General features: G+C 60.2%; 20 protein-coding genes and 1 tRNA gene. 12 read left to right on the top strand and 9 right to left on the bottom strand.

The features are described from left to right. Positions 1-7 precede the first annotated feature (7 nt). Entirely contained in the window at positions 8-2,071 is a 2,064-nt protein-coding gene (paaZ, locus tag C8N42_RS12545) for a phenylacetic acid degradation bifunctional protein PaaZ (protein ID WP_211309188.1), read from the top strand. 32 nt (positions 2,072-2,103) lie between these two features. Beyond that, complete coding sequence (locus C8N42_RS12550) at positions 2,104-2,688, top strand: acyltransferase (RefSeq protein ID WP_245890105.1); 585 nt, start codon at positions 2,104-2,106, stop codon at positions 2,686-2,688. A gap of 13 nt (positions 2,689-2,701) precedes the next feature. On the opposite strand, the gene C8N42_RS12555 is transcribed toward C8N42_RS12550, so the two are convergent. The 4 genes from C8N42_RS12555 to paaG all read right to left on the bottom strand — a co-directional run bounded on the left by C8N42_RS12555 (position 2,702) and on the right by paaG (position 6,014). Further along, on the bottom strand, positions 2,702-3,301 hold the full coding sequence (locus C8N42_RS12555) for a TetR/AcrR family transcriptional regulator (RefSeq protein ID WP_107816922.1): 600 nt from the start codon (positions 3,299-3,301) through the stop codon (positions 2,702-2,704). Between the two features lie 129 nt (positions 3,302-3,430). After that, positions 3,431-4,738: a phenylacetate--CoA ligase PaaK gene (paaK, locus tag C8N42_RS12560; RefSeq protein ID WP_107816923.1), complete on the bottom strand. Its 1,308-nt coding sequence runs from the start codon at positions 4,736-4,738 to the stop codon at positions 3,431-3,433. A gap of 21 nt (positions 4,739-4,759) precedes the next feature. Continuing rightward, positions 4,760-5,200 (bottom strand): hydroxyphenylacetyl-CoA thioesterase PaaI, encoded by a 441-nt coding sequence (paaI, locus tag C8N42_RS12565; protein WP_107817028.1) that lies wholly within the window; start codon positions 5,198-5,200, stop codon positions 4,760-4,762. A 19-nt stretch (positions 5,201-5,219) separates the two neighbouring features. After that, positions 5,220-6,014, bottom strand: coding sequence for a 2-(1,2-epoxy-1,2-dihydrophenyl)acetyl-CoA isomerase PaaG (gene paaG, locus C8N42_RS12570; RefSeq protein ID WP_107816924.1), 795 nt, complete (start codon positions 6,012-6,014; stop codon positions 5,220-5,222). A 102-nt stretch (positions 6,015-6,116) separates the two neighbouring features. On the opposite strand from paaG, the gene paaN reads away from it, so the two are divergent. The 7 genes from paaN to C8N42_RS12605 all read left to right on the top strand — a co-directional run bounded on the left by paaN (position 6,117) and on the right by C8N42_RS12605 (position 14,299). Continuing rightward, positions 6,117-7,763: a phenylacetic acid degradation protein PaaN gene (gene paaN, locus C8N42_RS12575; RefSeq protein WP_107816925.1), complete on the top strand. Its 1,647-nt coding sequence runs from the start codon at positions 6,117-6,119 to the stop codon at positions 7,761-7,763. Between the two features lie 57 nt (positions 7,764-7,820). After that, positions 7,821-8,957 carry an ABC transporter substrate-binding protein gene (locus C8N42_RS12580; RefSeq protein ID WP_107816926.1) on the top strand — a complete coding sequence of 379 codons (1,137 nt, stop codon included), beginning with the start codon at positions 7,821-7,823 and terminating at the stop codon, positions 8,955-8,957. Positions 8,958-9,033: 76 nt separating this feature from the next. After that, on the top strand, positions 9,034-9,906 hold the full coding sequence (locus tag C8N42_RS12585) for a branched-chain amino acid ABC transporter permease (RefSeq protein ID WP_107816927.1): 873 nt from the start codon (positions 9,034-9,036) through the stop codon (positions 9,904-9,906). A 3-nt stretch (positions 9,907-9,909) separates the two neighbouring features. Beyond that, a complete protein-coding gene (locus tag C8N42_RS12590; protein WP_107816928.1) occupies positions 9,910-10,866 on the top strand; it encodes a branched-chain amino acid ABC transporter permease in 957 nt (318 codons plus the stop codon). Then, entirely contained in the window at positions 10,866-11,648 is a 783-nt protein-coding gene (locus C8N42_RS12595; RefSeq protein WP_107816929.1) for an ABC transporter ATP-binding protein, read from the top strand. The genes C8N42_RS12590 and C8N42_RS12595 overlap by 1 nt, the downstream gene beginning before the upstream one ends. Further along, positions 11,635-12,336 carry an ABC transporter ATP-binding protein gene (locus C8N42_RS12600; RefSeq protein WP_107816930.1) on the top strand — a complete coding sequence of 234 codons (702 nt, stop codon included), beginning with the start codon at positions 11,635-11,637 and terminating at the stop codon, positions 12,334-12,336. The genes C8N42_RS12595 and C8N42_RS12600 overlap by 14 nt, the downstream gene beginning before the upstream one ends. Before the next feature lie 19 nt (positions 12,337-12,355). Continuing rightward, positions 12,356-14,299, top strand: a complete 1,944-nt coding sequence (locus C8N42_RS12605) for a 3-hydroxyacyl-CoA dehydrogenase NAD-binding domain-containing protein (RefSeq protein WP_107816931.1) — start codon at positions 12,356-12,358, stop codon at positions 14,297-14,299. A gap of 289 nt (positions 14,300-14,588) precedes the next feature. On the opposite strand, the gene C8N42_RS12610 is transcribed toward C8N42_RS12605, so the two are convergent. Together C8N42_RS12610 and C8N42_RS12615 are read right to left on the bottom strand one after the other, a co-directional pair. Continuing rightward, a tRNA-Ala gene (locus C8N42_RS12610) sits at positions 14,589-14,664 on the bottom strand. 150 nt (positions 14,665-14,814) lie between these two features. Continuing rightward, a complete protein-coding gene (locus tag C8N42_RS12615) occupies positions 14,815-15,129 on the bottom strand; it encodes a TIGR02300 family protein (RefSeq protein ID WP_107816932.1) in 315 nt (104 codons plus the stop codon). 163 nt (positions 15,130-15,292) lie between these two features. Between C8N42_RS12615 and C8N42_RS12620 the strand changes: the two genes are divergently transcribed. The 3 genes from C8N42_RS12620 (at position 15,293) to C8N42_RS12630 (ending at position 17,538) form a co-directional block, all read left to right on the top strand. After that, positions 15,293-15,988: a M48 family metallopeptidase gene (locus C8N42_RS12620; protein ID WP_107816933.1), complete on the top strand. Its 696-nt coding sequence runs from the start codon at positions 15,293-15,295 to the stop codon at positions 15,986-15,988. Between the two features lie 31 nt (positions 15,989-16,019). After that, the gene (locus C8N42_RS12625) at positions 16,020-16,673 is read left to right on the top strand and encodes a GntR family transcriptional regulator (protein WP_107817029.1); all 654 of its coding nucleotides are present in this window, start codon (positions 16,020-16,022) and stop codon (positions 16,671-16,673) included. A gap of 394 nt (positions 16,674-17,067) precedes the next feature. After that, on the top strand, positions 17,068-17,538 hold the full coding sequence (locus tag C8N42_RS12630; RefSeq protein WP_107816934.1) for an acyl-CoA thioesterase: 471 nt from the start codon (positions 17,068-17,070) through the stop codon (positions 17,536-17,538). A 51-nt stretch (positions 17,539-17,589) separates the two neighbouring features. On the opposite strand, the gene lpdA is transcribed toward C8N42_RS12630, so the two are convergent. From lpdA to C8N42_RS12645, 3 genes are read right to left on the bottom strand one after another with little or no spacing between them, the layout of a single operon-like run. Continuing rightward, a complete protein-coding gene (gene lpdA / locus C8N42_RS12635) occupies positions 17,590-18,984 on the bottom strand; it encodes a dihydrolipoyl dehydrogenase (RefSeq protein ID WP_107816935.1) in 1,395 nt (464 codons plus the stop codon). Positions 18,985-19,016: 32 nt separating this feature from the next. Next, the gene (locus C8N42_RS12640; protein ID WP_107816936.1) at positions 19,017-19,412 is read right to left on the bottom strand and encodes an MAPEG family protein; all 396 of its coding nucleotides are present in this window, start codon (positions 19,410-19,412) and stop codon (positions 19,017-19,019) included. Further along, on the bottom strand, positions 19,409-19,846 hold the full coding sequence (locus C8N42_RS12645) for a hypothetical protein (protein ID WP_107816937.1): 438 nt from the start codon (positions 19,844-19,846) through the stop codon (positions 19,409-19,411). Before C8N42_RS12645 ends, C8N42_RS12640 begins: the two co-directional genes overlap by 4 nt.

The raw sequence follows: 19,846 nt of genomic DNA on the forward strand, positions 1-19,846 counted from the left end.
ACATCCGATGAAGGATATGGGGACGACACCGCGCCGTCTGGAGAGTTTTGTTGCGGGTGCGTGGCGGAAGGGACAGGGCGAAGGTCGTCCTGTGCTGAATGCTGCGACCGGAGAGGTGCATGCGCTGGTCGGCACGGAGGGGCTTGATTTCAAGGCAGCTCTCGAATGGGGCCGTGAGGTCGGGGGGCGCAATCTGCGCAGGATGACAATCCATGAACGCGCCCTGATGCTCAAATCCGTCGGGATGAAACTGATGGAAATCAAGGAAGAGTTCTATCAGGAAAACTTTGCCACGGGCGCAACACGCAAGGACGGCTGGGTCGATATCGACGGTGGTATCGGAACGATGCTGACCTTTGCCTCGAAAGCTCGCCGCGAGTTGCCGAACTCCCGGGTACTGAGCGAAGGGCCGGTGGAGACGCTGTCGCGGGACGGCTCTTTCGTCGCGCAGCATATTCTGACACCGATGCAGGGTGTGGCTGTCCATATCAATGCGTTCAACTTCCCGGTCTGGGGGATGCTGGAAAAAATCGCGCCTTCGTTGATTGCTGGCATGCCCTGTCTCGTTAAACCGGCGACACAGACCGCTTATCTCACCGAGCTGGTGGTGCGGCGGATGCTGGAGAGCGGACTGTTGCCCGAGGGTGCGTTGCAGATCGTGACTGGTTCCGCGGGGGATCTCCTCTCTCATGTGAGCGAGCAGGATGTGGTGACCTTCACCGGCTCCGCCGCGACCGGGCAGATGCTCAAGGCGTCCCCCGCCATTCTGGCCAATTCCGTGCGGTTCACCATGGAGGCGGACAGTCTCAACGCTTCGATCCTTGGGCCTGATGCCGGGCCGGGCAGCGTGGAATTCGATCTTTTCGTGAAAGAGATCGCGCGCGAGATGACCGTCAAAGCCGGACAGAAATGCACCGCGATCCGGCGGGTGATGGTTGCGAAAGCCCATGAGGAGGCGGTGATCGAGGCGCTCTCCGTGCGTCTGGCAAAAACTGCGATCGGTCTGCCCGAAGACGATGCGACCCGTATGGGCGCGCTGGTGTCCTGCGGTGATCGTGACAGCGTGCGTGAAAAGATCGCCATGCTGCGTCAGGATGCGGAGATCGTCGCGGGAAATCCCGATGCGGTGACACTGGTATCCGGCGATCCCGACAAAGGTGCTTTCATGTCTCCGGTGCTCCTGCGTGCCGCCCGTCCGATGTCGGCGGACATCGTGCATTCGGTGGAAGCCTTCGGTCCCGTGGCAACCATCATGGCCTACGAGGATGCGGAAGAGGCCGTGGCGCTTGCCCGCAAAGGCAAAGGCTCTCTCGTCTCTTCGCTGTTCACCAATGACACGGCTGTGGCGCAGGAGATCGTGACCGGGCTGGCCGCCTATCACGGTCGGGTGCTGATCGGCAATCGTGGTTCTGCGAAAAGCTCCACCGGGCACGGCTCGCCTCTGGCGCCGCTGGTGCATGGCGGGCCGGGACGTGCAGGTGGCGGCGAAGAAATGGGCGGCATGCGAGGCGTCAAGCATTTCATGCAACGTACCGCCATTCAGGGCACGCCGGAGATGCTTTCCGCCGTGACAGGTCAATGGGTCGAAGGCGCTCCGGTGCGCCAGGACATTCACCCGTTTCGCAAATCGCTCGCCGAGTTGCAGATCGGCGATCAGTTCGTGAGCGCGGTCCGCGAAGTGACCGAGGCGGATGTGGAACATTTCGCGGAATTTACCGGCGATACGTTCTATGCTCATATGGACAGCGATGCGGCGAAGGCGAACCCGTTCTTCGAGGATCGCGTGGCGCATGGTTATCTCATCGCGTCTTTCGCCGCCGGGCTGTTCGTGGAGCCGAATCCGGGGCCTGTGCTTGCCAATTACGGGGTGGACAATCTGCGGTTTCTTACGCCGGTTTATTTCGGTGACAGCCTGCGTGTGCGGCTCACCTGCAAAGAGATCAACCCGCGTGAGAATGCCGGGCATGGTGAGGTGCGTTGGGATTGTCAGGTCACCAATCAGAAAGGCGAGGTGGTCGCACAATATGATGTGCTGACCATGGTCGCGAAAACCTGGCCTGCGTCCGAATGAACGGCATTTTTTCATATGACGGGATTGTGCCCGTGGTGGATGAAACGGCTTTCGTCCACCCGGCCGCAACTCTTATCGGTGATGTGATTGTCGGGGCCGGGTGTTATGTCGGTCCCGGTGCCGTGCTGCGTGGGGATTTCGGACGGATCGAGATGCGTCCGGGGTCGAATGTGCAGGAGACCTGTGTCGCGCACGCCTTTCCCGGCAAAGACGTCCTGATCGACGAAGAGGGGCATGTCGGACATGGTGCGATTTTGCATGGCTGCTCGATCGGGCGCAATGCCATGGTCGGGATGAATGCCGTGGTGATGGACGAGGCGGTGATCGGGGAAAACACGATCCTGGGGGCGATGACCTTTGTCAAAGCCGGGATGCAGGTGCCGCCCGGTCATCTTGTCTTGGGCTCGCCTGCGAAAGTGGTCAGGCCGCTCAGTGAAGAAGAGATTGCGTGGAAACGGCAAGGTACCGGCGTCTATCGCCAATTGGCCCTTGAGGCACGCGACAAGATCAAGCCTGCATCTCCGCTCAATGCACCTGAACCCGACCGGCGTCGGGCGGAAGCGCCGAGATACGATCCTCTCATTCTGGAACGTCGCAGATTTGCCGCGTCGTCATGAAGTTGAAGCGGGGTCAGCGAACCGCTTTGACCCCTTCGAGGATCAGGGTAGTGGCCATTTTCGCATAGTCCTCGCGTGAGATCGGCCCACCTTCCTTAAACCACATGTAAACCCAGTTCATCATCCCGAACAGCGACATCGTCACCGGCATCAGCAAGGGGCGGTCGTCATTTGTCAGCTCCGGATGAATGTCACGCAGCGTATTGGAAAAATGCTTTACGATCTTGCGTTCCAGCGCCGTGATCTCTGCCTTTTGCGCCTCCGACAGGGCAGGGCCTGCATTGAGCTGGACCTTGTGTTGATCGTCGGCACCGCGATAGGCGTTGAGCACCACCCCCACGAGCTTTTCCAATTGCGCCTCATCGTCCAGAGACGGATCGCGAGCCTCGGTCAACTCTGCGTCGAGTTCCTGTAAGTGGCTGCGGATAATCTCGAAAATCAGCGCGTCTTTAGACGGGTAATAGTGATAAAGCAGGGATTTGGAGACGCCGGCTTCCGAGGCGATCTGTGACATGGAGGCTTTCTCCATGCCCTGTGTCGCGAAAACATGCGCGGCGGTCAGCAGAATGTGATGTTGTTTTTCTTCGAAATCGTCTGCGCGGGTTCTGGCCATGGCACGAGAAACTCCCGGTTTGTTGAAAAGGGGCCCGGATTGGGCCCCTCTTAGCGACCTGCGGGTTCATTGACCAGACGGTCGGCGAATAAAATCTCGCCCGTTGGCCACAGGCAGCAGATTGTGACCTTATTTTGGGCGGTTATCCACGACACGTTTGGCTTTGCCCTCGGAGCGGGCAACCTGTTCCGGGTCATGAATCTCGATCTTGGTCGAAATGCCGACAACGGATTTGATGTGGTGAGCCAATTCTTTGGCCGTGGCGGCGCGCGCATCCGCATCGGCGCAGTCCGGAGTCGCTTCGGCATGGACGATCATCGCATCCATCCGGCCTGCCCGTACCAGTTCGAGCTGGAAATGCGCGGTGAGCCCTGCGCATTTCAGGATCTGCTCCTCGATCTGGGTCGGGAAGACATTAACGCCGCGCAGAATGATCATATCGTCCGAACGCCCGGTAATCTTTTCGATGCGGCGCATGCTGCGCGCGGTGCCCGGCAGGATGCGGGTCAGATCGCGGGTCCGATAGCGCACCATCGGGAGGCCTTCCTTGGTGAGGGTGGTGAACACCAATTCACCCATCTCACCGTCCGGCAATACCTCTTCGGTCACCGGGTCGATGATTTCGGGATAGAAATGATCTTCCCAGACATGCAGACCGTCCTTGGTTTCGACGCATTCCTGTGCCACGCCCGGTCCCATGACTTCGGAAAGGCCGTAGATGTCTACGGCATGCATGTTGAACGCTTCCTCGATCTCCTGACGCATGGCATTGGTCCAGGGTTCAGCGCCGAAAATCCCGACTTTGAGGGAGCTTTCGCGCGGATCGAGACCCTGACGGCGGAATTCATCCAAAATCGACAGCATGTAGGATGGGGTGACCATGATGATGTCGGGTTTGAAATCCTGCATCAAGGTCACCTGGCGCTCCGTCATGCCGCCGGAGATCGGCACCACGGTACAGCCGAGACGCTCCGCGCCGTAATGTGCGCCAAGCCCGCCGGTGAACAGCCCGTAGCCATAGGCATTGTGCAGAATGTCACCGGAACGCCCGCCCGCAGCACGGATCGAACGGGCAATGAGATCGGCCCAGGTCGAGATGTCATTGGCCGTATACCCCACCACGGTCGGTTTGCCGGTCGTCCCTGAAGATCCGTGAATACGGACAAGTTTTTCGCGCGGTGTGGCGAACATCCCGAAAGGGTAGGTGTCCCGCAGATCCTGTTTGGTCGTGAATGGAAATTTGGCCAGATCCGCAAGGGTTCTGAAATCGTCCGGGTGCGCCCCGTGTTCGTCGAAGCGTTTCCTGAAGAATGGCGAATTCTCGTATGCGTGTCGCAAAGACCAGGCGAGGCGCTTTTCCTGCAAGGCGGAAATTTCGTCGCGGCTGGCGATTTCAATAGGATCGAGAATGTCGTGGTGCGGTGTCATGTCGGTCATGGGTCCTCCCTGTGGCGCTCCTCACGCCGTTTCCTTATCCATGGGCAAGAATGTGCGATTTATGGTGCGGGAATGGCCGCGGAATTCTGCAATGCGTTGGCCGTCTTGTCGCATCACGGTGACATCATAGATGCCTGAGCGTCCGCTCCGCGACACTTCGCGCGCTGTCGCGATGAGAACATCCCCCAAGGCTCCCGGAGCGATGTAGGTCACGGAACAATGTTGCGCGACAGTCATCTGATTGTAGGTGTTGCAGGCAAAAGCGAAAGCGCTGTCTGCGAGCGTGAACATGTATCCACCATGGGCATTGCCGTGACCGTTTGTCATCTGATCGGTGATGGTCATCTCCAGCGTTGCCTCCCCCGGCGCAATATGCAGGAGTTTCATGCCAAGCCGTTGCGAGGCGCTGTCGTCGTTCCACATGAGTGCGGCACAGGCCTCGGCCAGTTCCTGCGGGGACATTCGGGAAATGTCTGTCATGTCATTTCCCCTGAAACACGGGAGGACGCTTTTCGAGAAAGGCCGTGACGCCTTCCGCGTAATCGTCGGTCAGGCCTGCGCTGCGCTGGCAGTCGCGCTCCATGTCGAGATGTGCGTCGAGCGGTTGTTCCGCCGCAGCCTGAATGAGCCGCTTGGTCAGGCCAAGCCCGACAGTCGGTCCTGCGGCCAGCCGTTCGGCAATCTTGATGGTCTCCGGCATCAACGCCTCATCTTCGACGGCTTTCCAGATCAGCCCCCAGTCTGCGGCCTGTTCGGCCTTTAGCGGCTCGGCCAGAAGTGTGAGAGCCTTCGCGCGTGGCTCGCCCAGAATACGGGCGAGCGACCAGCTTCCGCCTGCGTCGGGGATCAACCCGATCTTGGAAAATGCCTGAATGAATTTTGCCGATTTGGCCGCCAGTACGATGTCACAGGCAAAGGCGATATTGGCCCCGGCCCCAGCGGCCACGCCGTTTACGGCGCAGACCACGGGTTTTTCCAGTGTCCGGATCAGTCGCAGCGTTGGATTGTAAAACGTGTCGAGCGTGTGGCCGAGATCGGGTTTGGCGCCGCCCTTGCGTGGATCGCGGTCGCCGAGGTCCTGACCCGCGCAAAAGCCCCGCCCCGCCCCGGTCAGCAAAACTGTCCGCACGGCGTCGTCCTCATGGGCGCGCTCGACCTGCTTGCGCAAGGCGCGGTGCATGTCTTCATTGAAAGAATTCAGCTTGTCCGGCCGGTTGAGCGTAAGGTGCAATACCCCCGCCTCAAGCCGCGCAAGCACGGTCTCGTTCTGGGTCATGATGATCTCCCTGCACCCCCTCCAAGGGCGCTTCCGAACATAACTGTTGCATAAACCGACTGGTCGGTCAATGATAGGAATCACAAAACGGGAGGAGACACCATGACCTTGTTTGCGCGCCATCGGGCGCTGCTTGAGCGTGCCGTAGAAGCATCGAAGACGCGCAGTTTCTGGACGCCGTTCCCGGAGGTTCCTTCTGGCAAATTCTATGGCGAAACGGCCCGTGAAGACGGGAAAAACGCCTATGATTCTCTGCTGGGGTATGACTTCGATCTGCCCGGGCATCCGCAGGAGGTGCGTTTGGGGGCTGAGCAATCTCCCTGGGGTGGCGCGTTGGGCGTGAGCTATCCCGCCGCGTCAGTCGAAACTTTGATCGCCGCGTCCGAATCAGCGGCGCAAAGCTGGGCTGAGGTCGGGGTCGAAGCGCGCATCGGCGCGCTCATTGAGGCTTTGGTGCGGCTCAACGGGATGAGTTTTCTCATCGGCAATGCGACGATGCACACCACGGGGCAGGCATTCGCCATGGCTTTTCAGGCGGGCGGACCACATGCACAGGACCGCGGGCTGGAAGCCTTGGCCGCAGCCTATGCCGAGATGACCGGCACAGCGCAGCAGGCCGTCTGGGAGAAACCGCAAGGCAAACACGCGCCGATCGTGCTGGAGAAGCGTTGGGAAATCGTGCCCCGCGGGGTTGCGCTGGTCATCGGCTGTAACACATTCCCAACCTGGAACAGCTATCCGGGACTGTTCGCGAGCCTCGCGACCGGCAATACCGTGATCGTCAAGCCGCACCCGATGGCGATCCTTCCGCTGGCGCTGACCGTGCGTGTGTTGCGGGAGGTCTTTGCGGAAGCCGGCCTGCCGCAAGACGCGGTTCTGCTCGCTGCCGACGTGCCTGAAGCTCCAATCACCAAGGCGCTGGTTCAGGCCCCCGAGGTGGCATTGATCGACTACACGGGCTCTTCCGTCTTCGGCAACTGGATCCGCGCCAACGCCCATGGTGCGCAGGTCTTCACCGAGGAAACGGGCGTCAATTCGGTGACCATCACGGGCACCGACAATTTCAAGGGCATGTGCGCGAACCTCGCCTTTTCTTTGTCGCTCTATTCCGGTCAGATGTGCACATCGCCGCAAAATATCTATGTCCCGAAGGCCGGTATCGAAACCGATGAAGGGCATAAGAGTTTCGATGCCGTGATCGAGGGGATTGCCGAAGCCGTCGATGCGCTTCTGTCCGATGAAAAACAAGCGGCGGGCGTCTGTGGCGCCATCGTCAATCCGGCCACTCTGGAGCGGGTCTCAAGGGCGCGCGAAAGCGGACGCGTGGTGCGCGACAGCGGGGAAACTGGCATCGGACGTTCGGCCACGCCCCTGATCGTCGTGACCGATCCCGAGGGTGTGGCGCATCGCGAGGAGTGCTTTGGCCCGGTCGCCTTTGCGATCCCCTGCACAGATGCGGAGGCGGCCATCGTCGCAGCGTCGGACATAGCTCGTGACAAGGGGGCGATCACAGCGGCGCTCTATGCAACGGACCAGACGTTGATCGAGCGGGCAGCACGGGCCTTCGCCCGGGCCGGGGTGAATCTTTCGGTCAACCTGACCGGCAACATCTTTGTCAATCAGTCTGCGGCGTTTTCCGATTTCCATGTCACCGGGGCAAACCCGGCAGGCAACGCCAGCCTGACCGACACAGCCTTTGTCGCGTCGCGGTTTCGGCGCGTCATGATCCGCTGGCCCAAGACCGCCTGAGGAGAGGCGGGCGGACAACGGACCTTTATCAACAGGATAAATCAGGGAGGATTATCCATGAAACTGACAACTGCACTGACCACTTTGATGGCTCTTGGACTGGCAACCGGCGCAGGGGCCGAAATCAGGCTTGGAGCGAGCCTTTCGGCGTCCGGCGGGGCGGCTTTCCTCGGCGACCCAGAGGCGAAAACGCTGGAAATGCTGGTCGAAGAAGTGAACGCCGCAGGCGGGATCAACGGCGAAGAGATTGTGTTGACGCTCTATGACGACGGCGGCGATCCGAACAAGGCACGCACCTTTGCGACACGTCTGGTGGAGGATGACGAGGTTGTGGCAATCATCGGCGGCACGACCACCGGCACGACCATGTCCGTTCTCAGCGTGGCCGAGGATGAAGGCATTCCTTTCATTTCTCTGGCCGGAGCGATCCAGATCATCGACCCGGTGCGTGACTATGTTTTCAAAACGCCGCACACGGACCGGATGGCCTGTGAAAAGATCTTCACCGACATGCAAACCAGAGGGATCAGCAAGATCGGCATGATTGCGGGCACCGACGGTTTCGGTGCGTCCATGGAAGCGCAGTGTAAAGATGTGGCCGGGGATCACGGCATCGAAATTCTCGTGGCCGAAACATATGCGCCGCAAGATGCGGACATGACCCCGCAACTGACCAAGATCAAGGCGACCGAAGGCGTTCAGGCCGTGCTCAATCCGGGCTTCGGTCAGGGCCCCGCGATTGTGACGCGCAACTATGCGCAGATCGGTCTCGATCTGCCACTTTACCAGAGCCATGGCGTCGCGTCCGACGGTTTCATCGAACTGACCGGGGTAGAGGCGGCCGAAGGGGTGCGCTTGCCCGGCACGGCGCTTCTGATCGCCGATATTCTCGAAGACGGCGATGCGCAAAAGCCGGTTGTGATGGCCTACAAGACGGCATATGAGGCCAAATACGGTGAGGCTGTGTCGACCTTTGGCGGCTATGCGCATGACGCTTTCCGCCTGATGGTCGATGCCATCGCCCGTGCCGGAAGCGATGATCCGGACGAGATCCGCGATGCGCTCGAAGAGACCAGGGATCTGGTCGGCACCACGGGGATCTACAGTTTTAGTGCCGACGATCACCTTGGCCTCAATCTGAGCGCCTTCCGGATGCTCGAAATCCGTGATGGGGCCTGGACCTCAATCGACTGAGCACCGCCACGGCAGACTTACGGGCCGAAGCTGCACCTTCGGCCCTTTCCCGGAAACCCTGCTTTTGGAGACGTCTATGGACGCCTTGATGCAATTTATCTTTTCAGGTCTGACGGTCGGGGCAGTCTACGCCCTTGTCGCGCTTGGGTTCACGATCATTTACAACGCTTCCGACGTGGTGAACTTCGCCCAAGGCGAATTCGTCATGTTGGGAGGGATGATCACTGTCTTCACCTTCGAGGCGGGCCTGCCGCTGCCGCTTGCGGCGCTGATCGCGATCTTTGTCACCTCGGCTGTTGGCGTCGCGCTGAACAAGCTGGCCATTGAACCCGCGCGGGGCGCACCTGTCGTCTCCCTTATCATCATCACCATCGGCGCTTCGATCTTCATTCGCGGTGCCGCCCAGATCGTGTTCGACAAACAATTGCACCGGTTACCGTCCTTTTCCGGAGATGAGCCGATCCATATGCTGGGCGCGACGATCCTGCCGCAAAGTCTCTGGGTGATCGGGGGCGCGCTTTTGGTCTTTGTCGGGCTTTATCTGTTCTTCACCCGGACGCTGACAGGAAAAGCGGTTCTTGCAACCGCGAATAATCGTCTCGCGGCCCAGCTCGTGGGCATCAATACCGGCTTCATGATGACCCTGTCCTTTGCCCTTTCCGCCGCCATCGGCGCGCTGGCCGGTGTGCTGGTCACGCCGATCACTCTGGTGGGCTATGACATCGGTGTCGCGCTCGCGCTCAAGGGCTTCGCGGCTGCCATGTTGGGCGGGATGGGCAATCCGAAAGGGGCGCTGGCGGGGGGGCTTTTACTCGGTCTCTTCGAGGCGCTGACGGCAGGCTATATCTCATCGCAATACAAGGAAGCGGTCGCCTTTATCGTCATCCTTGCGGTTCTCTTCGTCATGCCACAGGGCATTTTCGGCGAAAAGAAGACGGAAAGGGTCTGAACCATGACTTGTCGACGCAAATGGATTCAGATTTCGATCATTGCGGCCATCATGCTGGTGCTGCCGTTCTTCTTTCCCTCGGGGTATTACTACCGTGTCGGGGCACTGGTCTTTGTGAACGCGCTTTCCGTTGTGGGGCTGGTGATCCTGGTCGGGTATGCCGGGCAGATCAGCCTTGGTCATGCGGGCTTTGCCGGGATCGGAGCCTATGCGTGCGCTCTGGCGCCGACGCATCTGGGATTGCACCCGGCCGTGGCCATCCTTCTGGGTGCGTTGATTTCTGCCGCGCTCGCCCTGCTGATCGGGCGCCCGATTTTGCGACTCAAAGGCTATTATCTCGGGGTGGCAACGCTGGGGTTCGGTATTCTCGTTTCAATGGTTTTGTCGAATGAACGGGCGTTGACCGGTGGACCGGACGGTATGTCGGTGCCCGATCTCGGGCTGAGAAGCCTGCTGCGGGACATGGGCTGGCGCATTTCGGGCGGTGAGTTCTGGTATGGGCTGAATGCTGTCGTCCTTTTGATCGGCATCTGGATCGCGCTCAACCTGTATCAAAGCGCGACCGGGCGGGCGATGCGCGCGCTGCATGGCTCCGAAGTGGCGGCGCAGACGGTCGGTATCGACGTGCCGCGGATCAAATTGCAGGCCTTTGTGATCTCTGCCGTCTATGCTTCCGTCGCAGGGTCTCTGCTGGCGCTCCAGAATGGGTTCATTACGCCAGAGGTCGCCGGTTTCATGCATTCGGTCGAGATGGTGACCATGGCGGTTCTCGGCGGTGTCGGTTCCGTTCTCGGGGCGACGCTCGGCGCCGCGATCCTCACGCTTTTGCCACAAGTGCTGACGGTGTTTGCCGAATACGAACAGCTCGTGCTCGGTCTCATCATGGTGCTGGTGATGATATTCCTGCCACGCGGGCTTTTGCCGTCGATTGTCGCGAAACTCAGAGGGAGGGGTGAGTGATGAGCATTCTCGAAGTGAAGGGGCTGGGGATTTCCTTTGGTGGCTTGCGGGCCGTCAATGATGTCAGCTTTGCCGTCAAGCCGGGAGAGATCGTTTCCGTCATCGGCCCGAACGGTGCGGGCAAGACGACGCTCTTCAACATGATCTCCGGGGTCTATATGCCGGGTGTCGGTCAAGTCTTTCTTGAGGGGCAGGACATCACCGCACGCGCCCCCTACCTGCTGGCGCGACAGGGGCTGACACGGACCTTTCAGAACCTTCAGATTTTTCAGGAGATGACGGTGCTCGAAAACGTCATTGCGGGGTTTCATCTGACCGAAAGGGGCCCGATCTGGGCGGATCTTCTGTCATGGCCTTCGGCCCGGAAACGGGCGGGCGAAGTGCGTAACGGGGCCTATGAGCTGCTCACCCGCGTGCGTCTTGAGAAAGCCGCCGAAGAGGAGGCCGGTAACCTGTCCTATGGCGCTTTGAAACGGCTCGAAATCGCGCGGGCCCTGGCCATGTCGCCAAAGGTTCTGTTGCTCGATGAGCCTGCTGCCGGATGTAATGCGGTCGAAACCGAAGAGATCGACGCGCTGATCGCGGAACTGGCCGCCTCGGGGATTGCCATCCTTCTGGTCGAACATGACATGAAGATGGTGATGCGTATTTCCAACCACATTGTCGTGCTCGATCACGGCGAGAAAATTGCCGAGGGCACGCCGACCGAGGTGTCGAGAAATCCCGATGTGATCGCGGCCTATCTCGGGAGCGAAGAGGAGACTGCGCATGCTGACGGTTGAGGGGTTGCGCTCGGCGTATGGCCGTATCGAAGTGTTGCACGGGCTCGATCTGGAGGTCAAATCGGGCGAGATCGTGACGGTTGTCGGCGCCAATGGTGCAGGGAAGACGACGCTGCTGAAATGCCTGTCCGGCACCCAGCCGGTTACGGCGGGGGAGGTCCATTTCCGTGGTGATCGGCTGACCACGGTGCCGGCGTTCAAACGGCTCAAACGCGGTCTGTCCCAATCGCCGGAAGGGCGACAGATTTTCACCAATCTGTCGGTCGAGGAAAACCTGCGTCTGGGGGCATTTCTGTTCACCGACGACCGGGTTGAACGGGATATGGAGGATGCGTTCGAAATGTTCCCGATCCTGCGGGAGAAACGCAACCTCGCGGCGGGGGGGCTTTCGGGGGGACAGCAACAGATGCTGGCCATCGCGCGGGCCCTGATGGGGCGACCGCATTGCCTGTTGCTCGATGAACCGTCGATGGGGTTGGCCCCGCTTCTGGTGGCTCAGATTTTCGATGTCGTAACCTTGTTGCGTAAACGCGATGTGACCGTGCTTCTGGTCGAACAGAATGCGTTTGGCGCCCTGCGCATCGCGGATCGTGGCTATGTCATGGAAACCGGGCGGATCACGATGTCAGGCGTCTCGGGCGACCTGATTGCCGATCCGCGCATTCGTGAGGCCTATCTGGGTCTCTGATCAATTTCAGGAAATACTCATGTCGCTACTGACCTGCCGCATGGATGGCGAGATCGCCGTTCTCACTCTTGATAACCCGCCCGTCAACGCGATTTCCGCAGACGTGCGCCAGAGCCTCGTGGCAATGGTCGCACAATGCGATGCCGATGACACCGTGCGCGCCGTGGTTCTGTGTTGTGCGGGCCGCACCTTCATCTCCGGGGCCGATGTGCGCGAATTCGGGCAAGAGCCTGTTCCGCCTCATCTGCCGGATGTGGTGCAATGTCTTGAACAGGCGCAAAAGCCATGGATTGCGGCCATCCACGGTGCGGCTTTGGGCGGTGGTTTCGAAATTGCCATGGGCTGTCGCTTCCGGGTCTCGGATGCTGAAGCCCGTGTCGGCTTGCCGGAGGTCACGTTGGGGGTGATGCCCGGTGCGTCGGGCACCGTCCGCACACCGCGTCTGGCGGGACTTGATATGGCGGTGGAGATGGTCACAACGGGCATGCCGATCAAAGCCCACAGGGCCAAAGAGGTGGGTTTGATTGATGCGGTGATCGAAGGCGATCTCGTTGCGGGGGCGGTGGCTTTCGCGCGGGAGGCCTTGTCTGCACCTTTGCCTTTGCCGGTCTCGCAACGTGAGATGAATGCTCGTGACGAAAGTTATTGGCAGGCGGCGATCCAAACCGCGTCCAAGGCTGGACATCACGCGCCCCTTCGCGCGCTCGAGTCGCTGAGATTTGCGTCAGAGCATTCTTTCGAAGAGGCGATGGCACATGAGCGTGAGGGGTTCCTTGCCTTGCGCGCTTCGGAGGAGGCGAAAGCCCTGCGCGCGGTGTTTTTCGCTGAACGCCGTGCGGTGCGCCCTGAGGCGTTGAAACACGTGGCTCCGCGCAGCCTGTCTCGCATTGGCGTGGTCGGTGGCGGCACGATGGGGGCAGGGATTGCCTCTGCCTGTCGCTCGGCGGGCTTGCCCGTTGTGCTGGTTGAACGGGACCAGGAGGCCCTTGCGCGTGGACTGTCCAATGTGGACGCGACATTTGCAGGGGCCGTCAAACGGGGCAAGATGAGCGAGGCACAGCGCGCAGAACTGATGGTGGGTATCACAGGTGCCACCGATTATGCCGCGCTCGGCGATTGCGATCTGGTTATCGAAGCGGTGTTTGAAGAAATCGGGGTCAAACGTGCCGTGTTTGCCGAGCTGGATCGGCACTGTCGTCAGGACACCGTGCTGGCGACCAACACGTCCTATCTGGACCCGCGCGATATTGCCGAGGGGCTGAGTCATCCTGAGCGGTTCATCGGCCTGCATTTCTTCAGCCCCGCGCAGATCATGAAGCTCCTTGAAATCGTTCCCGTTCCAGAAACCGCGCCGGAGGTGCTCGCCACGGCTTTCGCTCTTGGTAAAAGGCTCGGTAAGGTGCCCGTGCAATCAGGGATTTGTGAAGGGTTCATCGGCAATCGAATCCTCAAACGCTATCGGAGCGAAGCCGAGGCTTTGGTGCGCGAGGGGGTGAGCATTCAGGCGATTGACACTGCGATGCGCGATTTCGGCTTTCGCATGGGGCCTTTCGAGGCACAGGATCTTGGGGGCCTCGATATCGCCTTTTTGCAGCGTGAAGGCGCACGGGCTTCGGGCCGGGACGTACCGGAAACCCTTGGCGATGTGTTGGTGCGTGCGGGGCGCAAGGGGCAAAAGACGGGCGGCGGTTGGTATGATTACGCGCCTGGAGAGCGTCGACCCACGCCCTCTGCGGCTGTCACAGCCCTGCTGGCCGTTTCATGTGCCGCGCCGAGAGACATGCCTTCGGAAGCCATATCTGCCCATCTCGTGGGTGTCATGGCCGATGAAGGACAGCGTATTCTGGCCGAGGGTATTTCGGGGTCTGCCAGTGACATTGATCTCGTCGAAATCCATGGCTACGGCTTCCCGCGCTGGAGAGGCGGGCCTATGCACTGGGCGGCGCAAACGGCTCAAGAGTAACGAGGAACTGCGAGATCACCGCAGCAGAGCGGCCCTGTCGCGCCCCACGTGGGGGGCGCAGTAAAACAAATTCGTCGGGAGTGCTTGCCTGAGGGAGCATTGTTCGTTCCACTCACCGTCTTTGGACGTGTGCATTTGCTGTTGCTGAGCAAAAGGCCCAAGCACATCGCACAGAATATGGCGCAAAGGCTTTGTGGAGAGCTTTGTGAGCCGCTGTTTTCTTACAGCCTAGGAATGGCAAATCATTGTCTTGAATGGACAAGATAAGATGTGATTTCCAAAGGAAATTTGGTGGAGCCTAGGGGGATCGAACCCCTGACCTCTTGCATGCCATGCAAGCGCTCTCCCAGCTGAGCTAAGGCCCCGAATTGACCGTTGTAACGCCGGTCCTGCGTTCTGCGGGGGGGTCTCCCGTCCGCCCGCGCTTCCTATTTTGTCTCGCCTGGGGTTGCAAGCGAAAAAATGACGGGCCCGAAAAAATCCTGCGAAATTTTCAGCCCGTCCTTTTGGACGAATTACTCGTCGTCGTTTGCCGCGACATCCGTGATGTCGTCGAGCGACACGTTGTCGTCGTCGTCGTCATCGTCGAGCAGATCGTCGTCGAGATCCATATCGGCATCGTCGTCGATCAGCAGATCGTCATCGGTATCGAGATCGTCCTCGTTCGTCGGTCGTGGTTTCTCGGAAATCGCGACGCGCGATTTGTTGTTTGCATCGAAGGTCACGATTTCGCCGGTGTAGGGGGACACGATCGGGTCGCGGTTCAGGTCATAGAACCGTTTGCCGGTGGTGGGGCAGACGCGTTTGATACCCCATTCCTCTTTGGGCATGATGAATCCCTTTCGTTAATCACTGATCCATTGCGGAGATTTTGCGGGCCATGCCATATCGCGACAGAGGTGTCAAAGGCTTTTCCCTCAAAAAACCGTAAAGACGATGGTCTGTACGGTGGACGCAGGGTATGGGAAGAAAAACCGGGGTGAAAGGGCCAAAATGCGCGAAATCCGATTGCAGGGGGAACCGCCCGTTTCCGTGACGCTGCGCCGCTCTGCGCGGGCGCGGCGACTGTCTTTGCGCGTGTCGCGGCTCGATGGACGTGTGACGCTTTCGATGCCGCAGCGTTTGCCGGAGGCAGAAGCGATCGCCTTTGTGCAGGAAAAGCAGGACTGGATCCGCAAGCACCTTGCAGGGCGCAGCCCGGATCAGGTGCCGGTGTTTGGCGCGCGCCTGCCGTTTCTCGGTCAGGAGGTGGAGATCGTGCCGGGGCAGGGGCGGCGCGCGCAGCTCAGGGAAGGGGCGTTACAGGTGCCGGGCGGGCCGGAGAGCGTGGTGGCGCGTGTGCGGGCCTTCCTCAAGTTGGAGGCGCAGATGCGGCTGCGTGAGGCCTCTGATCGCTATGCTGGCGCGCTTGGTGTCGGTTATGGGCGGATCATGCTGCGCGATCCGCGTTCGCGCTGGGGGTCCTGCACCTCTGCGGGCAATCTCATGTATTCCTGGCGCTTGGTCATGGCGCCGCCCGAGGTGCTCGATTACGTTGCGGCGCATGAGATGGCGCACCGGCTGGAAATGAATCATTCGGAGCGGTTCTGGGCGCATGTGGCGCGGCTGTGTCCCGGCCATAAGGTGCACCGAAACTGGTTGCGCACCGAAGGCGAGCGCCTGCATGGTTGGCGCTTCGAGACGGATTGACCTTGCCTGTGTTTGTGATCACATTGCGCCCATGATCCATCCGTCTCCCCGCCCGACCGACCATTCCACCGCTGCGCATGATCGTGTATACCGGGCGCTGCGTACCCGTATCATGCATGGCGAATTTCGCCCCGGAGAGGCACTTACGCTGCGTGGTATCGGCAAGATGTTCGACGTTTCCATGACGCCCGCGCGCGAGGCGGTGCGGCGGCTGGTGGCGGATGGCGGGTTGAACCTCTCGGCCTCGGGACGCGTGACGACGCCGGAGCTTTCGAACGAGCGGATCGAAGAACTGGCCGCGATCCGGGCGCTGATCGAACCGGAACTGGCCTCACGGGCCCTGCCACGGGCGCATATTGCGCTGATCGACCGATTACAGGCGATCAACAGCACGATTGCCGAGGCGGTCGCGAAACACGATGACGTGGGCTATATTCGCACCAATCTCGAATTTCACCGCACGCTCTACCTGCGGGCGCAGGCGCCTGCCATGCTGGCGTTGACGGAGACCGTCTGGCTGCAACTTGGGCCGACCATGCGGGCGCTTTATGCGCGGCTGAACCGCACGGAAGTGCCACATAATCACCGTCTGATCGTGGCGGCGCTCCGGGCGGGGGATGAGCCGGGGTTACGCCTTGCGGTGCGCTCGGACGTGACCCAGGGGCTGCGGATGCTGGCGGTCTGAGACCGGGCCTTGGCGCGCCGAAAAAAACGAAAAATTATCCCAAAACTGCGACGGAATTTTACGCGTCTTTCGTTCAACACATCAAGACGCATGAAAAGAGGTTGTTTATGCCCGGGTCGCACAGAGGAAGGCAGGCTGTTTGAACGGAGACTGGAGTGTTCAGTCGCCGGCAAAGGTGCTGCCTGTTTGTGATGGTCCCGGAGAGCTGACATGCGGAGAGTGGGGAATAAGATGCCCCGCTCTGGAATCCGGTCCCAGTCACCCCCCCCCCGATGAAGGACCGGAGAGAAGGGGACACCAGAGATGGTGCCCCTTCTCGCTTTTCTGACGGATGCTTGACCTTTTCTGCGGCGCAGAGTGTTCTGTGCCAAGTGGAACAGGCGAGGGGACAGCCATGGCGCGCTATCTGGAAATGACTGAAATGATGACGCCGGATTTGGCGAATTTTTCCGGTAAGGTGCATGGCGGCGCGTTATTACGGCTGCTCGATCTCGTCGCCTTTTCTTGTGCCTCGCGCTATTCGGGACAATATGCGGTGACGCTGTCGGTCGATCAGGTGATGTTCAAACAGCCGATTCATGTGGGCGAGTTGGTGCATTTTCGCGCGACGGTGAATTATGTCGGACGCACGTCGATGGAGATCGGCATTCGGGTCGAAGCGGAGAACATTCGCAGCCGTGAGGTGCGGCACACGAATTCCTGTTACTTTACCATGGTGGCGGTGGACGACAGTGGCAAGACCGTGGCGGTGCCGCAGTTCACACCGGAAACCGAGGTGGACAAGCAGCGCTGGCGAGCGGCGGAACTGCGCAAGGAGTTGCGCCGAGAACATGCCAAGCGACTGGAAGAGGCCGCGAAGGGCTAAATAAAAAAGGCGCTCGTCGGAGCGCCTTTTCCTTTGCAGGGTCTAAGGGGATCAGGCGTGGATCGCGCCGTCACCACAGGCCAGAGCCGCCTCGCGCACCGCTTCGGAGAAGGTCGGGTGGGCGTGGCAGGTGAGCGCGATGTCCTGCGCCGAGGCTCCGAATTCCATCGCCACACAGATCTCGTGGATCAGATCGCCGGCGCCCGGGCCGATGATGTGACAACCGAGCACGCGGTCGGTGTCTTTATCGACGATCAGCTTCACGAAGCCCTCACCCTGATGCACGGCTTTGGCGCGGGCGTTGCCCATGAAGGAGAATTTGCCGACCTTGATGGCGCGGCCTTCTTCCTTGAGCCGCTGCTCGGTCTTGCCGACGGAGGCGACTTCCGGCGTGGTGTAGATCACGCCGGGGATCACGTCGTAGTTCACGTGGCCATGTTTGCCTGCCAGCACCTCAGCGACGGCCATGCCTTCGTCTTCGGCCTTGTGCGCCAGCATCGGGCCCACGATGGCGTCGCCGATGGCGTAGATGCCCGGCACGTTGGTGGCCCAATGCGCGTCGGTCTTGATCTGGCCGCGCGGGGTAAACTCGACGCCGAGGGCTTCGAGCCCCAGACCGTCGGTGAAGGGTTTGCGGCCGGTGGCGACGAGAACGACGTCGGCATCGAGCGTGTGCTCGCTGTCGTCTTTCTTCAGCTTGTAGTTCACTTTTGCCTTGGTTTTCGTGGCTTCAACGCCCGACACGGCAGCGCCGAGGATGAAATTGAAGCCTTGCTTGCCAAGGATTTTCTGGAACTGGCGCTGAACCTCGCCGTCCATGCCGGGGGTGATGAAATCCATGTATTCCACCACGGTCACTTCGGCACCGAGACGGGCGTAGACCGACCCGAGTTCCAGCCCGATCACACCCGCGCCGATGACGACCATTTTCTTCGGGATTTTCGGCAGCGACAGAGCGCCAGTCGAGTCCACCACGATGCCCTTGTCATTGTCGACCTCAACACCCGGCAGGGCGGTCGGGACAGACCCGGAAGCGACGATGATGTTCTTGGCCTCATGGACCTCTTCGCCGACTTTCACCTTGCCGACAGCCGGGATGGACCCCCAGCCCTTGAGCCAGGCGATCTTGTTCTTTTTGAACAGGAATTCAATGCCGCCGGTGTTCTGGCCGATGACGTCGTCCTTGTATTTCTTCATCTGGTCCCAGTCGACGGACGGGGATTTGCCCTTGAGACCCATGTCGGCGAAATTATGCTCTGCCTCATGTAGCATGTGCGAGGCGTGCAGCAGCGCTTTCGAGGGGATACAGCCGACGTTGAGGCAGGTGCCGCCCAGCGTTTCGCGGCCTTCGACCACGGCGGTCTTGAGGCCCAGTTGGGCGCAGCGGATGGCGCAGACGTAGCCGCCGGGGCCAGCGCCGATGATGATGACGTCATAAGATGCCATGGTCTTCTCCTTGGTCAGTATCTTGAGCCCGCTCAGATCAGCGCGGCGATGAACAGAATGGCGCAGCAGGTCATGGCGAGCATCCAGATGTAGCTCCGCCACGGCTGCCAGCCGAGGGCATAGGCGGGCACGTAGAGCACCCTTGCGATCAGATAGACCCAGGCCATGCCGAGGGTGAGGGCACTCGACTGATCCGTCAGGTGGATCAGGAACACGCCCGCGGCGAAGAAGGGGAACATCTGAATGTGATTGTCGTAGGCGCGCAGCATCCGGCTCGTGGTCTTGCGCATCTCGCGGCTTGGCGCCCGGTCGCGGGGCGAGGTGGTGTAGCCCGGCCCCAGATCGACATTCGCCATGTAAGAGGCCACCACGAATTGCGCGATGTGCAAAAGGCCTGCGAGGGCGAGGAGGGTGAGGAGGGGGGTCATTCCAAGCCATCCGCCAGAGCTATGAACAGCGACCGCAGAGGGCGCAACGACTCTGAATTAGGCGCTAAAACCCATTGTGCGCACCCTTGCCCAATTTCGTTTAATAGATTGGGAGACGAGTCTTGGAGGGTCTCATAGAAATCCATAATCGGGACCCGTTCGCGAATTTCTTCGTTGCCGAAGCCTAGTGCTTTGAGAGCAAAAATCGCAGCATTTTCTTTGTTTGCTGTCGCCAAGCGGATGAAGTGATCGCAAAAAACTAGGGCGAAGACACCACTTGCAGCGATGTATCCGTCACTGGACTGGTCTCCCTTGAAGGCCGCGCTGACATCGGCCAAGAGCATTAGTGCCCCTTCGGCGCACCAATGGTCCGGTTCATTCGATGAGAAGTGTTCAACTCCCACCTCCTCGAAAGCCGAAGCCAGCGCATCCAT

The sequence above is a fragment of the Celeribacter persicus genome (assembly GCF_003050785.1).
Taxonomy (GTDB): domain Bacteria; phylum Pseudomonadota; class Alphaproteobacteria; order Rhodobacterales; family Rhodobacteraceae; genus Celeribacter; species Celeribacter persicus.

What these genes read in the sequence shown, in the direction of transcription:
- C8N42_RS12585 (WP_107816927.1), top strand. Translation starts at nt 9,034, where the DNA reads ATGGACGCCTTGATGCAATTTATCTTTTCAGGTCTGACGGTCGGGGCA.
- lpdA (WP_107816935.1), bottom strand. Translation starts at nt 18,984, where the DNA reads ATGGCATCTTATGACGTCATCATCATCGGCGCTGGCCCCGGCGGCTAC.
- C8N42_RS12595 (WP_107816929.1), top strand. Translation starts at nt 10,866, where the DNA reads ATGAGCATTCTCGAAGTGAAGGGGCTGGGGATTTCCTTTGGTGGCTTG.
- C8N42_RS12605 (WP_107816931.1), top strand. Translation starts at nt 12,356, where the DNA reads ATGTCGCTACTGACCTGCCGCATGGATGGCGAGATCGCCGTTCTCACT.
- C8N42_RS12630 (WP_107816934.1), top strand. Translation starts at nt 17,068, where the DNA reads ATGGCGCGCTATCTGGAAATGACTGAAATGATGACGCCGGATTTGGCG.
- C8N42_RS12645 (WP_107816937.1), bottom strand. Translation starts at nt 19,846, where the DNA reads ATGGATGCGCTGGCTTCGGCTTTCGAGGAGGTGGGAGTTGAACACTTC.
- paaI (WP_107817028.1), bottom strand. Translation starts at nt 5,200, where the DNA reads ATGTCCCCGCAGGAACTGGCCGAGGCCTGTGCCGCACTCATGTGGAAC.
- C8N42_RS12625 (WP_107817029.1), top strand. Translation starts at nt 16,020, where the DNA reads ATGATCCATCCGTCTCCCCGCCCGACCGACCATTCCACCGCTGCGCAT.
- C8N42_RS12640 (WP_107816936.1), bottom strand. Translation starts at nt 19,412, where the DNA reads ATGACCCCCCTCCTCACCCTCCTCGCCCTCGCAGGCCTTTTGCACATC.
- C8N42_RS12600 (WP_107816930.1), top strand. Translation starts at nt 11,635, where the DNA reads ATGCTGACGGTTGAGGGGTTGCGCTCGGCGTATGGCCGTATCGAAGTG.
- C8N42_RS12590 (WP_107816928.1), top strand. Translation starts at nt 9,910, where the DNA reads ATGACTTGTCGACGCAAATGGATTCAGATTTCGATCATTGCGGCCATC.
- paaK (WP_107816923.1), bottom strand. Translation starts at nt 4,738, where the DNA reads ATGACCGACATGACACCGCACCACGACATTCTCGATCCTATTGAAATC.
- paaZ (WP_211309188.1), top strand. Translation starts at nt 8, where the DNA reads ATGAAGGATATGGGGACGACACCGCGCCGTCTGGAGAGTTTTGTTGCG.
- C8N42_RS12620 (WP_107816933.1), top strand. Translation starts at nt 15,293, where the DNA reads ATGCGCGAAATCCGATTGCAGGGGGAACCGCCCGTTTCCGTGACGCTG.
- paaN (WP_107816925.1), top strand. Translation starts at nt 6,117, where the DNA reads ATGACCTTGTTTGCGCGCCATCGGGCGCTGCTTGAGCGTGCCGTAGAA.
- C8N42_RS12615 (WP_107816932.1), bottom strand. Translation starts at nt 15,129, where the DNA reads ATGCCCAAAGAGGAATGGGGTATCAAACGCGTCTGCCCCACCACCGGC.
- paaG (WP_107816924.1), bottom strand. Translation starts at nt 6,014, where the DNA reads ATGACCCAGAACGAGACCGTGCTTGCGCGGCTTGAGGCGGGGGTATTG.
- C8N42_RS12555 (WP_107816922.1), bottom strand. Translation starts at nt 3,301, where the DNA reads ATGGCCAGAACCCGCGCAGACGATTTCGAAGAAAAACAACATCACATT.
- C8N42_RS12580 (WP_107816926.1), top strand. Translation starts at nt 7,821, where the DNA reads ATGAAACTGACAACTGCACTGACCACTTTGATGGCTCTTGGACTGGCA.